Consider the following 16,263-nt stretch of genomic DNA (forward strand, 5'->3'; position numbering starts at 1 on the left):
CCTCGACTGCCGTGGAACACGCTGTGTTTCACGTGAAACACGGTGCGTTGAGGCACGGTGCGTTGAGGCCGAGCCGGCTAACTGTCGGGGCCTCCGAAGATGCCGCCGCCGTTTCCATTGCCCGGGCCTCCGGTGTCGTCGGTGCTCCCGCCGCTTGGCGTCGACGACGCACCACCATCGGTCGCGCCTCCGGTGTCCGCACCCCCGGTGGCCCCGCCGTCTTCGTTCTTGCAGGCCCAGTCCCAGTCGCTGCACGTCTCCGTGGGCGTCGGGGACGGCGACGAGCTCTCGCTGGTCGACGGCGACGGCGAGGCGGTCTCCGACGGAGTCTCCGTGACCGACGGGGTCGGCGTGGGACTCGGGGTCGCGCCCACGAGCTCTCCGATGGGCTCCGGCGTCGGGAACGGCTCGTTCGGCTGGCCCTTCAGAGCCTGAGCCATGTAGTCGTGCCAGATCTCGGACGGGAACGACGCACCGTGGATCTTCTCCTGACCACCGGTTCCGTACATCTCGAGGAACTTGCGGTCCTTGGACTTCTCGTTGTCGTCCATCCGGTACATCGTGATCGCGGTGGACAGCTGCTTGGTGTAGCCCACGAACCAGGCCGACTTGTTGCCGTCGGTGGTACCGGTCTTGCCGGCCACGTCGCGGCCCGGCAGCCGCGCCGCCGTACCCGTGCCCTTGTCGACGACGGTCTTGAGGACGTCGGTCACGTTGTCGGCGACCTTCGTGTCGAAGGCGCGCACCGGCTTGGCCTCGTGCCGGTAGATGGTCTCGCCCTCACGGTCGACGGACGTCACCGAGTACGGGTCGTTCTGCTGACCGCTGGTCGCGAACGTGCCGTACGCGCCCGCCATGCGGATCGCGCTCGGGTCGGACGTACCGAGGGAGAACGAGGGGTAGTTGGAGTCGGCGAAGCTGTCGTCCAGGATGCCGGCCCGCTTCGCGGCGGCTCGCACCTTGTCCAGACCCACGTCCATGCCCAGCTGCACATAGGCCGAGTTCACGGACTCGCGCATGGCCTCGCGCAGATCGATCTGGTAACTGGGCTTGTTGTACGACTGCTTACCGTCGTTGGTCTGGTTCCACTGCTTGCCCTTCTCGTTCGTCCAGATGTCCCCCTTCCAGTCCTTGATCTTGAGCCCGTTCTTTCCGCTGTACAGGCTCTTGGGGGAGACGATCGTGCGCTGGCTCGCGTCCTGGATCTCGGGGCCCTGCGGGTCCCTGACTCCGTACTTGAAGGCGGCCGCGAGAACGAAGGGCTTGAAGGTCGAGCCGACCTGGGCGCCGGTGACGTCGGCGTTGTTGGTGAAGTGCTTGGTCGCGTCCTCACCGCCGTAGATGGCCTCGATCGCGCCGGTCTTGGGGCTGACGGAGGCACCACCGAACTGGACGTGCCGGTCCACGTACTTCCCGTTGACCTTGCGGTTCTTCTGAAGGTTCTCCTTGCGGACCTTCTTCACGGCGTTCTCGAGCTTCTTCACCTTGTTCTTGTTGAACGTGGTGTGGATCTCGTAGCCGCCCTTCTGCAGGTCGTCCTCGGTGATCTTGCCGTTGCTGTTCTTGACGGCGTTCGCCTTGGCGAGGTCGACGAGATAGCCGGTCTGGCCGCCGAGCTGCGCGTTGGCGCGCGGGCTCTTCAGCTTGGGGAAGGTCTTGAACTGGGCCCGCCGGCTCTGGCTCAGCCGCCCGTCCTTGACCTCTTCGCCGAGGATCCACGACCAGCGCTTCGTGGCACGCTCACGGTTCTTCTGCGGCGTCGCGTTGGCCGGGTCGATGCCGGGCGAGCCCGCCGGGTCGTAGTACGTGGAGCCCTTGAGCACAGCCGCGAGGAAGGCGGTCTGGCTCGCGTTGAGCTTCGTGGCGTCCTCGCCGAAGTAGGTGCGCGCGGCGGCCTGGATGCCGTAGGCGCCTCGCCCGTAGTACGCCGAGTTCAGATAGCCGGCCATGACGTCGTCCTTGTCGACCGTCCGACCGACCTTTATGGAGACGAACAGCTCCTTGAGCTTTCGGGCCACCGTCTGGGACTGGTCGTCCAGCATCGCGTTCTTCACGTACTGCTGGGTGATGGTCGAGCCGCCCTGCGTCTCGCCGCCCTTGGCCATGTTGAACACGGCACGGGCGATACCCATCGGGTCGACGCCCTTGTCCGTCTCGAACGTCTTGTTCTCCGCCGACATGACGGCGTAGCGCATGGACTTCGGGATGTCCTCGTACTTGATGATCTGCCGGTTGGTCTCGCCACCGGTGGCGACCATCTGCGATCCGTCGGACCAGTAGTAGACGTTGTTCTGCGCCGTCGCCGTCTTGGCCGGGTCGGGCACACCCACCAGCGCGTACGCGATGCCGGCCGCGACCATCATGCTGCCGAACAGACCGACGCACATGCCGGTCACCAGGCGCCAGGAGGGCACCCAGCGGCGCCAGCCGTACTTGTACGCGCGCGGGTAGTCGACGAACCTCTTCTTCTCCGGGCCGCCGCGTCCCGCGCCGTACGGTCCGCCGGGACCGCCGCCGCCGGGTCCGCCGCCACCTCGGCGGCCGCCACCGCCGCCGGCACCACGCCGACCGCCACGCTGGGCCGCCTTACGGGCTTCTGCGCGACCGCCCCAGGGGCGTTCCGCCTCCGGGCTCCCGTGCGCGCCCGTTGAACTCGGGGGGTCATAGGAAGCGGAGGACGAGGCGGAACCTCCACGCGGTGCCGCGCGGCGGCCCGATGGTGATCCGAATGCTCCGCGACGGGCCGCGGCGCGCCCACCGCCCTGCGGCTGCGGCGGTTTGCGACGGTGCTCGCTCATCGAACGACTACTCCTCGGGCAGGCGCGGGGTCACGCGCCTGGAAACGGCGTCTGGTTTCCGGTCCCCCCGGAGTACGGATGCGCCCCTCTCGGCACTCACCCGCACTACACCGGGGACGACGACGCCCACAGGCGTCACTTGGTTCCCGGTGGTCTGCATGGCGGACAGACTACGCACCGTCAAAACCCTCCTAGGGCCGAACTTCACCCCAAAACAGGCAACTCGATTCCTACGAATCAGTGATGTGACGCCGTTCACCGTGCTCGCACTTGCCGCAGCCGAAGAGCAGTTCTATCGTCGGGATGTATCGAGTCGATACATCAGCTCGACATAAAGAGTCGATACAAGGGACTGCGGGAGAGAGGGGGCGACGATGAGCCGACGCTCAGGCATCCTCGAGTTCGCCGTACTCGGACTGCTCCGCGAGTCCCCGATGCACGGCTACGAGCTGCGCAAGCGACTCAACACTTCACTCGGAATCTTCCGCGCCTTCAGCTACGGGACGCTGTACCCCTGCCTCAAGACGCTGGTCGCCAATGGCTGGTTGATCGAGGAATCGGGCTCAGGACCCGACGACACCCCCGCGGCTCCACTCGCAGGGCGTCGCGCCAAGATCGTCTATCGGTTGACGGCGGAAGGTAAGGAGCACTTCGAGGACCTGCTCTCGCAGACCGGCCCCGATGCATACGAGGACGAGCACTTCGCCGCGCGCTTCGCCTTCTTCGGGCAGACGTCGCGGGACGTGCGCATGCGCGTCCTCGAGGGCCGTCGCAGCCGTCTGGAGGAGCGCCTCGAGAAGATGCGCATCTCCTTCGCCCGCACCCGCGAGCGCTTGGACGACTACACGCTCGAACTGCAGCGGCACGGCATGGAGTCCGTGGAGCGCGAGGTGCGCTGGCTGAACGAGCTCATCGAGAGCGAGCGCGCGGGCCGCGATCAACGAGGCTCCGGCCCCGGGGGCGCGGCTCAGCAGGACACATCTGGAGAGACGGGCGGCCTGCCCCGGCACCGGGACAGCACCCGGCCGGATCCGTCCGACGACACCGCCACGTGAAGCCCGGTCAGGGCTTCACCGAGTACACACAGGGAGCAACCGGAATGGGTTCGGTTCGCGTAGCCATCGTCGGCGTGGGCAACTGCGCCGCCTCGCTGGTGCAGGGCGTCGAGTTCTACAAGGACGCCGACCCGGAGACCAAGGTCCCGGGCCTGATGCACGTACAGTTCGGCGACTACCACGTCGGTGACGTCGAGTTCGTCGCCGCGTTCGACGTCGACGCGAAGAAGGTCGGCCTGGACCTCTCGGACGCCATCGGCGCGTCCGAGAACAACACCATCAAGATCGCCGACGTGCCGAACAAGGGCGTCGAGGTCCAGCGTGGCCACACGCTCGACGGCCTGGGCCGCTACTACCGCGAGACGATCGAGGAGTCCTCCGAGGCCCCGGTCGACGTCGTCCAGATCCTCAAGGACAAGCAGGTCGACGTTCTCGTCTGCTACCTGCCCGTCGGCTCCGACGACGCGGCGAAGTTCTACGCGCAGTGCGCCATCGACGCCAAGGTCGCGTTCGTCAACGCCCTCCCGGTCTTCATCGCCGGCACCAAGGAGTGGGCGGACAAGTTCACCGAGGCGGGCGTCCCGATCGTCGGTGACGACATCAAGTCGCAGGTCGGCGCGACCATCACGCACCGCGTGATGGCGAAGCTGTTCGAGGACCGCGGTGTCCGTCTTGAGCGCACCATGCAGCTCAACGTCGGCGGCAACATGGACTTCAAGAACATGCTGGAGCGCGACCGCCTCGAGTCGAAGAAGATCTCGAAGACGCAGGCCGTCACCTCGCAGATCCGCGACCGCGAGCTGGGCGAGAACAACGTCCACATCGGCCCGTCCGACTACGTCGCGTGGCTCGACGACCGCAAGTGGGCGTACGTCCGCCTCGAGGGCCGTGCCTTCGGCGAGGTCCCGCTGAACCTGGAGTACAAGCTCGAGGTCTGGGACTCCCCGAACTCGGCGGGTGTCATCATCGACGCCCTGCGTGCCGCGAAGATCGCCAAGGACCGCGGCATCGGCGGCCCGATCCTCTCCGCGTCCTCGTACTTCATGAAGTCCCCGCCGGTGCAGTACTTCGACGACGAGGCCTACGACAACGTCGAGAAGTTCATCAAGGGCGAGGTCGAGCGCTGACCTTGTCCTGAAGGGCGGCCCGGGTGTTCCACGTGAAACACCCACCCCCTGAAGGCTGTTGAGGCCCCCGGCTCGCACACATTGTGCGCGCCGGGGGCCCGCCTCGTATGTGAGGCTGTGCCCCATGTCTGTCGTCCGTGACCTGCGCGTACTGCTGCGCCTGCGCGATTTTCGGCGTCTGTTGACGTTGCGGCTGCTCTCCCAGAGCGCGGACGGCGTGTATCAGGTGGCGCTCGCCACCTACGTGGTGTTCTCGCCGGAGAAGCAGACCTCGCCCGCCGCGATCGCGTCGGCCATGGCCGTACTGCTGCTCCCGTACTCCCTCGTGGGACCGTTCGCCGGCGTACTCCTCGACCGCTGGCGACGCCGTCAGGTCTTCCTCTACGGCAACCTGCTGCGGGTGCTGCTCGCCTCCGCAACGGCCGCTCTCATGCTGAGCCACGCCCCGGACTGGCTCTTCTACGCGTCCGCGCTCTGCGTCACCGCGGTCAACCGCTTCGTTCTGTCCGGGCTCTCGGCCGCGCTGCCCCGTGTCGTGGACGCGGAGCGCCTCGTCATGGCCAACTCCATCTCACCGACCGCGGGGACGCTCGCGGCAACGCTGGGCGGCGGCCTCGCCTTCGGCGTACGACTGATCGCAGCCGACTCGGATGCCGCGGTGGTACTCATCGGGGCATTGCTCTACCTGTGTGCCGCACTCGCTTCCCTGCGCATGGACGCACAACTCCTCGGCCCCGATCCGGAGTTGATCCAGTCCCGCCTGGGGGCCGCACTGACCGGCACCGCCCGGGATCTCTCGGCCGGCGTCCGGCACCTTGTCTCGCGTCCGTCCGCCGCGCGCGCCCTTGCCGCGATGACAGTGATGCGGTTCTGCTACGGCGCCCTGCTCGTCATGGTTCTCATGCTGTGCCGGTACGCATGGTCATCCACGGAGTCCGAGGGCCTGGCGCTGCTCGGCCTCGCCATGGGCGTCTCGGGGGTCGGCTTCTTCGTCGCGGCGGCCATCACCCCGGCAGCCGTGGGGCGGTTCGGCGCGGCCGGGTGGATCGTCCTCTGCGCCGGCACCGCATCCGTACTGGAACTCGCCCTGGGTCTCACCTTCGAACCCGCGCCGATCGTGGTGGCTGCGTTCGTCCTCGGCCTGACCACGCAGGCTGCGAAGATCGCCACCGACACGGTCGTGCAGTCCTCCATCGACGACGGCTTCCGCGGCCGGATCTTCTCGGTCTACGACGTGCTGGTCAACGTGTCCTTCGTCGGCGCGGCCGGAGTGGCGGCGCTGATGCTGCCGCCGGACGGCCGCTCGGTCCCCCTCGTGGTCCTGGTGTCGGTCCTCTACGGAGCGACCGCTCTGACGCTGCGCGGGCGGCGGCGTTTCACGTGAAACATCGCTCCCCAGAAACACGTGGCTCCTCAGATACGCGTAGGGCTCTGTTTCACGTGAAACAGAGCCCTACGCGTTCCGTACGTCTCAGTCCTGAGAGCGGTCGGCCCACCATTCCTTGAGCGCCGACACTGCCGCGTCGTACTCCATCGGACCGTTCTCGAGGCGCAGCTCCAGCAGGAACTTGTACGCCTGCCCGATCACCGGCCCCGGGCTGACGCCGAGGATCTCCATGATCTGGTTTCCGTCGAGGTCGGGCCGGATCGAGTCCAGCTCCTCCTGCTCCTGAAGCCGCTCGATGCGCTCCTCGAGGCCGTCGTACGCACGCGAAAGCGCGTTGGCCTTCCTCTTGTTGCGCGTCGTGCAGTCGGAACGGGTCAGCTTGTGCAGCCGCCCGAGGAGGGGCCCCGCGTCGCGTACGTAACGACGTACGGCGGAATCCGTCCACTCGCCGGTGCCGTAGCCGTGGAAGCGCAGGTGCAGCTCGACGAGGCGCGAGACGTCCTTCACCAAGTCATTCGAGTACTTGAGTGCGGTCATGCGCTTCTTCGTCATCTTGGCGCCGACCACCTCGTGGTGGTGGAAGGAGACGCGGCCGTCCTTCTCGAAGCGGCGGGTGCGCGGCTTCCCGATGTCGTGGAACAGCGCGGCGAGGCGCAGCGTCAGATCGGGACCTTCGGTCTCCAACGCCATCGCCTGCTCGAGGACGATCAGCGTGTGGTCGTAGACGTCCTTGTGCCTGTGGTGCTCGTCACGCTCCAGGCGCAGAGCGGGCAGTTCGGGGAGCACGGAATCGGCCAGACCGGTCTCGACGAGCAGCGTCAGGCCCTTGCGCGGGTGCGCGGAGAGAATCAGCTTGTTGAGCTCGTCACGTACTCGCTCCGCGGAGACGATCTCGATGCGGCCTGCCATGGCCTTCATGGCGGCGACGACCTCAGGGGCGACTTCGAAGTCGAGCTGTGCGGCGAACCGGGCGGCCCGCATCATCCGCAGCGGATCGTCGGAGAAGGAGTCCTCCGGGGTACCGGGCGTGCGCAGCACCCGCTCGGACAGGTCGTTGATGCCGCCGTGCGGATCGATGAATTCCTTCTCGGGGAGCGCCACGGCCATCGCGTTGACGGTGAAGTCCCGGCGGACCAGGTCCTCTTCGATGGAGTCGCCGTACGACACCTCGGGCTTGCGGGAGGTGCGGTCGTACGCCTCCGAACGGTAGGTCGTGACCTCGACCTGGTAGCCGTCTTTCTGGCAACCGACCGTGCCGAACGCGATCCCGACCTCCCATACCGCGTCGGCCCAGGGACGGACGATCTTCAATACGTCCTCGGGACGGGCGTCAGTGGTGAAGTCCAGGTCGTTGCCGAGCCGGCCGAGCAGTGCGTCCCGCACCGAACCACCGACCAGGGCGAGGGAGAACCCGGCCTCCTGGAATCGACGGGCGAGATCGTCTGCGACAGGCGAGACCCGCAGCAGTTCACTGACCGCGCGGTGCTGCACCTGGCTCAGGGTGCTGGGGGTGTCTTCATTGGCGTTCGGCACAACAGGACAGGGTACGTGGCCCGGGCGGCCCGGGCCGAACTTGTTTGCCGGGCCCGCGACAGGCGCAGATCACCGGCCCCCTACTCTTGCCCCCACGATCAAGCCGGGCAGACCGTGGCACTCAGCCACAGTGCTCCTCGTTACCATGCGTGGACACATCTGCGACCACCGACGACGACGAGGGACGGACGACCACGTGGCCGAGGCGGCAGACTTCCCAACGGTGAGTCCCTCACCTGCCCGGCGACTGCTGCGGCGCACCGGGGCCCTGCTCGCGGCTGCGCCGCTCCTGGCGTCGCTGCCGCTGCTGCCTGCCGCGGCCCCTGCCGGTGCCGCCACTCCGGCCACCGCCGCGTCCAGCGCGACAGGGACCAGCACGGTCGACGTGGCCGTGAACTCCCTCTCGCCCAGCGCTCCGACGGACGGCGACACCGTGACGGTCAGCGGCACGGTGACGAACAAGGGCAAGCAGACGGTCACCGGCGCCCACGTGGGCCTGCGGGTCGGCACGTCCTACAGCGGCCGAACGGCCGTCGACGAGGCCGCGAAGAACGGCACGGGCGGCGCCGCGGACGGCAACGAGATCTCTCGTAAGTACGGCAAGAAGTTCGCCAAGCTGGCGCCCGGTGTCGCGCAGAACTTCACGCTGTCCGTCCCCGTCAAGGCACTGCACCTCGGCGCCGACGGTGTCTATCAGCTCAGCGTCGCCCTGATGGGGCAGACCGCTGCGCAGCCGTACCAGCAGACGCTCGGCATCCAGCGGACCTTCCTGCCCTGGCAGCCGAGCGACGCCGATACGAGCACGAAGACGACGGCCCTGTGGCCGCTGATCTCCGATTCCCATCTCACCGCGGAGACGGGCGCGAACGAACAGCAGACGCCGGTCTTTGACGACAACGACCTGGCGAAGCAGATCGGCCCGGGCGGCCGCCTCCAGCAGATGCTGGCCCTCGGCAGCGAACTCGACGTGACCTGGGTGATCGACCCCGACCTGCTGGCTTCGGTCGACGCCATGACGGAGCCGTACAAGGTCAAGGGTCCCGACGGAAAGCTCAGGTCGGGCAAGAACCAGGCGGACGCCAAGCAGTGGCTGAGCGACCTGGAGACGGCGGTGCAGAACCAGAAGGTGGTCACGCTTCCGTTCGCCGACCCGGACCTCGCTTCGCTCGCGCACACGGGCACGAAGGTCACCGGCTCCCTCAGCCACCTGAAGGACGCCACGGACGCCGCCAACCTGACCGTGCAGACGATCCTGCACACCAAGCCGGACACGTCGTACGCATGGCCCGCGGAAGGCGCCGTCGACCGGGACATCGTCAAGGTCGCCACGTCCGCGGGCGCGGACAAGATCATCGCGCGCAGCGACCACTTCCCGGAGACCGGAGGGCTGGCGTACACGCCGTCCGCCGCCCGCCCGATCGGCGGCGGCGCCTCGGCCGTGGTCGCCGACGGCCGGCTGTCGACCGCTTTCCAGGGCGACATGACGGGCGCCGAGAACTCCACGCTCGCCGTGCAGAAGTTCCTCGCGCAGTCCCTGATGCTGAACAAGCAGACGCAGAAGCAGCGCAGCGTCGTCGTGGCCCCGCAGCGCATGCCCACCGCGAGCCAGGCCCAGACCATGGCCAAGGCGCTGCACGCACTGCAGGACGGCACCTGGTCGCAGCCCCAGACCTTGTCGGCCGCCGCGAAGGCGAAGCCCGACTCCGCCGCCACCACTCGTGTCCCGCATGCGTACCCCTCGTCGCTACGCAAGCAGGAGCTGCCGCAGTCGGCCTTCGAGCAGATCCAGGCGACCCAGCGCGACCTCGAGAACTTCAAGGTCGTCCTCACCGACCAGTCCCGCGTGGTGACGCCGTTCGGCCGCGCGATGGACCGGGAGATGTCCACGTCGTGGCGTACGAAGTCGGGCACGTCGGGGAACTTCCGCGACGGCGTCTCCTCGTATCTGTCGGGCCTCACCGAACAGGTGGCGCTGATCGACAAGTCCGAGGTGAAGCTCTCCGGGCGCAGCGCGACGATCCCGGTGTCGGTGCAGAACAACCTGTGGCAGGACGTCGACCACCTGACGCTGCGCCTCACCTCGGGCAACGGCACCCGCCTCAAGATCGGCGACGCCGCCTTCCAGGACCAGGAAGTGAAAATCGCCAGCGGGCACAGCCAGTCCGTGAAGTTCACGACCACGGCCAAGGCGACGGGCCCGATCACGGTGCACGCCCAGCTGTACACGCAGGACGGCGCGCCCTATGGCAAGCCGCTCGCCTTCAAGGTCGACGTCACCGAGGTCACCCCGACCGTGATGCTCGTCATCGCCGGTGGTGTCCTGCTGCTCGTCCTGGCCGGGTACCGGATGTACCAGCAGCGCAAGCGAGCCGTCGCCTCGGTGCCCGACGAGGACGCCCCCGAGGGCGACTCCGTGGCCGCGGACGACGACAAGGGCGACGAGCCGGACGGCGCCTCGACCGACCCCGCACGGGCAGACGTTCCGCAGCAGCCGAGTGACCCGACGGCTGACACCGCTCCGGAAAGCACGGAGGCGTCGGGCACGGGTGAGAGAGTGGACCGTTGAGCGATGTCGGGGCCGCTGGGCCGGGGACGATGAGGTGGGGTAACCATGAACGCGCCGTACGACGGTGAGCGTGGCCACGGCTCGGGCGGCTCTGCCTCGGGCGATGGCCGGCCGTACGCCGGTTCACCACAGCCCGAGGGGCAGGTGCCGCCGCCGCAGCCTGCTCCCGACGCGTATCCGCAGGACGCGTACCTTCAGGACGCGTACGAGCAGGATCCGTACCGGGCGCACGACCTGACCGCCCAGGACCCGGTGACCGAGGCCTTGTACGACCGGGCCGCGCATCCTCCGCCGCCCCCGGGCTCGCAGCAGGCGCAGCAGCCCTTGTACGCGCCGCCGCCCGCGCAGCAGTACCAGCCCGACCCCCGCGTGTGGGCGCAGACGCCCGCGCCGGAGCCGGCGGGCCCCACACAGCATCTGCCGTACGGCGACGACGCCCGTACGACGCAGTTCGTGGGCGTCGACGACTTGGTCACGCACTCCGCGGAGGAGAGCCACGAGCCGGACGCCTTCGCGCACCTGTACCGCGACCAGCAGCCCGGCCACAGCGGTGGCCGCCCGCCCGCCGAGCCCGTCGACAACCCGACCACGCAGCTCGGCCCTCCGCAGCCCCCGCCGCCACCGGCCGCCACTCCCGCGCCCGCGCCCGCGGCGAAGAAGGGCGGCCGCGCCACCAACATCATGAAGTCGAGCGCGGTGATGGCGGCGGGCACGCTGGTCTCCCGCCTCACCGGCTTCGTCCGCACCATGGTGATCACCGCGGCGCTGGGCGCCGGACTGCTCGGTGACACCTGGTCCGTCGCGTACACACTGCCGACGATGATCTACATCCTCACCGTCGGCGGCGGCCTGAACTCGGTGTTCGTGCCGCAGCTGGTGCGCGCGATGAAGGACGACGAGGACGGCGGCGAGGCCTTCGCCAACCGTCTGCTCACGCTGGTCATGGTGGCGCTCGCCGCCATCACGGCAGTTGTCGTCTTCGCGGCACCCCTGCTGATCCACCTGATGTCGAACACGGTCGCCGGCGACTCGGACGCCAACAGCGTCGGCGTCGCCTTCGCCCGCTACTGCCTGCCCACGATCTTCTTCATGGGCATCCACGTGGTGATGGGCCAGATCCTGAACGCACGCGGGAAGTTCGGCGCGATGATGTGGACCCCGGTCCTCAACAACATCGTCATGATCTTTACGTTCGGCACGTTCATCTGGGTCTACGGGACCGCTGCCGAATCGCAGATGGGCGTCACGACCATCCCGGACGAGGGCATCCGACTCCTCGGCATCGGCACGCTGCTGGGCCTCGTCGTGCAGTCCCTCGCGATGATCCCGTACCTGCGCGAGACCGGCTTCCGCTTCCGGCTGCGCTTCGACTGGAAGGGCCACGGCCTCGGCAAGGCCGTGAAGCTCGCCAAGTGGACCGTCCTGTTCGTCCTCGCCAACCAGGCGGGCGTCCTCGTCGTCACCCAGCTCGCCACCGCGGCGGGCGAGGCGTCCCCGGTCGACGGCACCGGCATCATGGGCTACTCGAACGCCCAGCTGATCTGGGGCATGCCGCAGGCGATCATCACCGTCTCGGTCATGGCCGCGCTGCTGCCGCGCATCTCGCGCTCCGCCCACGACGGGGACCCCGGCGCGGTCCGCGACGACATCTCCTCCGGCCTGCGCACCTCGGCCGTGGCGATCGTCCCGATCTCGTTCATGTTCGTGGCGCTCGGCGTTCCGATGTGCACCCTGCTCTTCGGCTCCAGCGGCACCGCGGCCGCCCAGTCCATGGGCTACATCCTCATGGCGTTCGGCATCGGCCTCATTCCGTACTCCGTGCAGTACGTCGTGCTGCGCGGCTTCTACGCGTACGAGGACACTCGGACGCCCTTCTACAACACGGTCATCGTCGCCGCGGTCAACGCCGCCGCCTCGGGCATCTGCTACCTGATCCTGCCCGCCCAGTGGGCCGTGGTCGGCATGGCACTCTCGTACGGCATCGCCTACGCGATCGGCGTCGGTGTGGCCTGGCGGCGACTGCGCAACCGGCTCGGCGGCGACCTGGACGGCGCACACGTCGTCCGTACCTACGCCCGGCTCTGCCTCGCGTCGCTGCCTGCGACGGTCGTCGGTGGCGGAATCGGGTACGCGGTCACGCAAGCACTGGGCCACGGCGTGCTCGGCTCGATCGCGGCACTGGTCGTGGGCAGCGCGGCACTGCTCGGAGTCTTCTACGTGGCGGCCCGCAAGATGAGGATCGAAGAACTGAATTCGCTGGTCGGCATGGTCCGCGGTCGTCTCGGCCGCTGAGTCGGCCGGAACTGTGTGCAACCATCGGCGACCATCGCGTGTCGTGCATAGCGCCGGACTGTGGGCACAATTGGCTTTGGCGTCGGAGTGAGTGCAACGGATGGGGAGGCAGGAACGACGGTGGCGGAACGGAGCACGGCTGCCGTCGACGTGGCCGACAACAGTGGTGATGAGCCGCTGACCGCCAAGGCGGACAAGGCCACGGCCGACGGGGTGGCCAATACCGGGGAGCAGGACGCGCCGGAGCGCGAGGAGGCCGTGGACACCGCGGAGACGGGGACTCATATGAGCCCCGGCGCCGCGTCGCCGCCCGAGTTGCACAGCGGCCACAAGCTCGCCAGACGCTACCGGCTCGAGGAGTGCGTCACCCGTCTGGACGGTTTCAGCAGCTGGCGTGCGGTGGACGAGAAGCTCCGCCGCGCCGTCGGTGTGCACATCCTCCCCGCCGATCACCCGAGGGGCCGTTCGGTGCTCGCCGCCGCACGCTCGTCGGCCCTTCTGGGCGACCCCCGCTTCGTGCAGGTGCTGGACGCGGTCGAGGAGAACGATCTCGTCTATGTCGTCCACGAGTGGCTGCCCGACGCCACGGAACTGACCGCCCTGCTCGCCCTCGGCCCCCTCGAGGCGCACGACGCGTACCAGATGGTCAGCCAGGTCTCCCACGCCATGGCGGCCGCCCACCGTGAGGGCCTCGCCCATCTGCGCCTCACACCGAGCGCCGTGCTGCGCACCTCCACCGGTCAGTGGCGCATCCGCGGCCTCGCCGTGAACGCGGCGCTGCGCGGCATCACCTGCGACACCCCGCAGCGCGCGGACACCGAGGCGATCGGCGCGCTCCTGTACGCCTCCCTGACCCAGCGCTGGCCGTACGAGGACGACGCCTACGGTCTCTCCGGGCTGCCCAAGGGCGTCGGCCTCATCGCCCCCGACCAGGTGCGCGCCGGCGTCCACCGCGGTCTGGCGGAGCTCTCCATGCGCGCGCTCGCGAACGACGGGGCGACCGCGTCCCGCCAGGAGCCGCCGTGCACCACGCCGGAGGACCTGGTGAAGGCCATCGGCGAGATGCCCAAGATCCGTCCGCCGGAGCCCGCTTTCACGGCGCCCCCGGAGTACCAGCGGACCACGTACCAGCAGGGGAGCTACGGTCGCACGTCCCCACGCGCCACCCAGCCCGTCCCCACGCCGCCGCCCCCGCTGCACAGCCGTACCGGCAAGGCCCTCAAGTGGGGCGTCTCGGCGCTGCTCATCGCGGCCCTCGGCCTGGGCAGCTGGCAGCTCGCCGACGCCCTCATGGACCGTGGCAACTCGGGCAGCTCCGGGTCCACGGACACCTCGGACGACAACGACAAGGGCGGCAAGCAGGACGCGAAGCCGATCTCCATCGAGAGCGCCAAGGAATTCGTCGCCGAAGGCGACGCCCAGGCTCCGGGCGACGTCGACAAGACGTACGACGCCAGCACGTCGACGTACTGGCGGACCAAGTCCTTCGTCGACGGCCCGAAGATGGTCATCAAGCCCGGCGTCGGCATCGTCTACGACCTCGGCTCCGCCAAGGAAGTCTCGGCCGCCTCGATAGGGCTCCGATACGGCGGCGACCACACCACGGTCTCCCTGTACGCTTCGCCGTCCCTCGACCCCGGCTCGGTGTCCGGCCTGAAGCAGATCGGGTCCAAGACGGATTCGAGGACCACCTCCGCCAAGATCACGGCGAAGGACCCGGTCAAGACGCGCTATCTGCTCGTATGGCTGACCGCACTGCCTCACGCAGGCCAGGATGGCTACAGCAGCGCGGGCTTCAAGCAGGGCATCACCGACGTGGAGTTCACCGGCTGACGGGCACGGCTCACGACGGGGAGGGGGTTCGACAGTGGACGGCGCCTACGGCGAAGCAAACGATCAGGACCTCCTCTCCCGTCATGTCGCCGGCGACAAGGACGCCTTCGGTGAACTCGTCCGCCGCCACCGCGACCGCCTCTGGGCCGTCGCCCTGCGGACCCTGGGGGACCGGGAGGAAGCCGCGGACGCGGTGCAGGACGCGCTGGTCTCGGCTTATCGCGCCGCCCATACCTTCCGCGGCCAGTCCGCTGTGACGACGTGGCTGCACCGCATCACCGTCAACGCGTGCCTGGACCGGGCCCGCAAGATGGCCTCGCGCAAGACCGCGCCCGTGGACGACGCCGACCGTCTGGACCAGCTTCTGGAGCCGCACGAGTCCGCGGACGCCCCCGTCGAGCGGGACGATCTGCACCGCCAGCTCCTGGACGCGCTCTCGGTCCTGCCCAGCGACCAGCGCGCGGCCCTCGTTCTCGTCGACATGCAGGGGTATCCGGTCGCCGAGGCCGCGCGGATCCTCGACGTGCCCACAGGCACGGTCAAGAGCCGCTGCGCGCGCGGCCGGGCGAAACTGCTTCCGCTGCTGACGCATCTCCGCACGGAGAGCGGGAGCCAGGAAGCTGGCGAGAACCCGCCCCCTAAAAGGAACCGGGCGCAGGGGACATCCGTCCCACCCGCAGCGGGACCTCGTGACGAGACAGGACCTGGCGATTCGGCTGCGGTGAAGGGCGGAGGTGGGCGAGCGTGACATCCACGACCGACACTGCAGAGCACCCGGAGGTCGCCGAGATCTCCGAACTCGCCGAGGGCCTGCTGCCTCCCACCCGTACGACCGACGTCCAGCAGCACCTCGACAGCTGTGCGCTCTGCGCCGATGTCCTCGCGTCCCTGGAAGAGATCCGGAGCACGCTCGGCGCCGTGTCGGCCCCGCCGCGCATGCCGGAGGAGATCGCGAACCGGATCGATGCCGCCCTGGCCTTCGAAGGGGACCGTGAAACGGGACCCGTTTCACGTGAAACAACGTCCGCGGTCGACCGCCCTGCCGGGCACGCACACGGGGCCACCGGCCCGGGACGCAAGGCACGCGGCAGCCGGAGGCGCACTGGTGCCGTGCTCGGGGCTGTCCTGACGGTCACCGCGATCGGTGTGGGGGCCCTGCTCATCCAGAATGACGAGGGCGGCTCACCGGTCGCGCGGAAGAGCTCCAGCGCTTCGACCTTCGCCAAGGACACGCTGGAGACGAAGGTCACGTCGCTGCTCGGCTCCTCGACACTCAGCACCGAAGGAGAAGGGCCCAGCGCGCAGGGAACGAAGGCGCCGATGCAGAAACGCGCCGTCTCGGTGCCTCCGTGCATCCAGCTCGGGACCCACCGGAACGAGGACCCCCTCGCCGCGGAGACAGGCACGTATGAAGGGAAGAAGGCCTACCTCGTCGTGCTGCCCCACAAGACCGACCCGGCCCACCGGGTCACGGCCTTCGTCGTCGATTCCTCCTGTGTCGACTCGCCCTCCTCAGCCGGCACGCTGCTGTACAAACACGATTACGACCACGGCTCCGGGGCCCTCAAGAACACTCGCTAGGTGTGGCCGGGCACGTCGGGAATGCATGCCCCGTAGGATCCGTTGGGTGGGGTGAGAGTCCTCCCAATGGCCTCCCCTGGCAGTACGCAGC

Annotated in this window: 10 protein-coding genes; 8 read left to right on the forward strand and 2 right to left on the reverse strand. The window is 68.6% G+C overall.

From position 1 onward, the window contains the following. Positions 1-77: 77 nt before the first annotated feature. Positions 78-2,798, reverse strand: coding sequence for a transglycosylase domain-containing protein (locus tag ACOKM3_RS21720; RefSeq protein WP_426902720.1), 2,721 nt, complete (start codon positions 2,796-2,798; stop codon positions 78-80). A gap of 374 nt (positions 2,799-3,172) precedes the next feature. Between ACOKM3_RS21720 and ACOKM3_RS21725 the strand changes: the two genes are divergently transcribed. The 3 genes from ACOKM3_RS21725 to ACOKM3_RS21735 all read left to right on the forward strand — a co-directional run bounded on the left by ACOKM3_RS21725 (position 3,173) and on the right by ACOKM3_RS21735 (position 6,364). Next, positions 3,173-3,853: a PadR family transcriptional regulator gene (locus ACOKM3_RS21725; protein WP_266712003.1), complete on the forward strand. Its 681-nt coding sequence runs from the start codon at positions 3,173-3,175 to the stop codon at positions 3,851-3,853. Between the two features lie 44 nt (positions 3,854-3,897). After that, the gene (locus ACOKM3_RS21730) at positions 3,898-4,980 is read left to right on the forward strand and encodes an inositol-3-phosphate synthase (RefSeq protein WP_422431420.1); all 1,083 of its coding nucleotides are present in this window, start codon (positions 3,898-3,900) and stop codon (positions 4,978-4,980) included. A gap of 124 nt (positions 4,981-5,104) precedes the next feature. Then, on the forward strand, positions 5,105-6,364 hold the full coding sequence (locus ACOKM3_RS21735) for an MFS transporter (protein WP_426902721.1): 1,260 nt from the start codon (positions 5,105-5,107) through the stop codon (positions 6,362-6,364). A gap of 87 nt (positions 6,365-6,451) precedes the next feature. On the opposite strand, the gene ACOKM3_RS21740 is transcribed toward ACOKM3_RS21735, so the two are convergent. Next, on the reverse strand, positions 6,452-7,900 hold the full coding sequence (locus ACOKM3_RS21740; protein ID WP_426902722.1) for a CCA tRNA nucleotidyltransferase: 1,449 nt from the start codon (positions 7,898-7,900) through the stop codon (positions 6,452-6,454). Between the two features lie 196 nt (positions 7,901-8,096). Between ACOKM3_RS21740 and ACOKM3_RS21745 the strand changes: the two genes are divergently transcribed. From ACOKM3_RS21745 to ACOKM3_RS21765, 5 genes are all read left to right on the forward strand, one after another. After that, on the forward strand, positions 8,097-10,466 hold the full coding sequence (locus ACOKM3_RS21745; RefSeq protein WP_426902723.1) for a DUF6049 family protein: 2,370 nt from the start codon (positions 8,097-8,099) through the stop codon (positions 10,464-10,466). 45 nt (positions 10,467-10,511) lie between these two features. Next, a complete protein-coding gene (gene murJ / locus ACOKM3_RS21750) occupies positions 10,512-12,758 on the forward strand; it encodes a murein biosynthesis integral membrane protein MurJ (protein ID WP_426902724.1) in 2,247 nt (748 codons plus the stop codon). 120 nt (positions 12,759-12,878) lie between these two features. Continuing rightward, entirely contained in the window at positions 12,879-14,591 is a 1,713-nt protein-coding gene (locus ACOKM3_RS21755) for a protein kinase family protein (protein ID WP_426902725.1), read from the forward strand. 34 nt (positions 14,592-14,625) lie between these two features. Continuing rightward, positions 14,626-15,339, forward strand: coding sequence for an RNA polymerase sigma factor SigM (gene sigM / locus ACOKM3_RS21760; protein ID WP_426902726.1), 714 nt, complete (start codon positions 14,626-14,628; stop codon positions 15,337-15,339). Beyond that, a complete protein-coding gene (locus ACOKM3_RS21765) occupies positions 15,336-16,172 on the forward strand; it encodes an anti-sigma factor family protein (RefSeq protein WP_426902727.1) in 837 nt (278 codons plus the stop codon). Before sigM ends, ACOKM3_RS21765 begins: the two co-directional genes overlap by 4 nt. The last annotated feature ends 91 nt before the right edge of the window (positions 16,173-16,263 follow it).

Origin of the sequence: Streptomyces nidicola (assembly GCF_050106155.1) — a bacterium.
Taxonomy (GTDB): Bacteria; Actinomycetota; Actinomycetes; order Streptomycetales; family Streptomycetaceae; genus Streptomyces.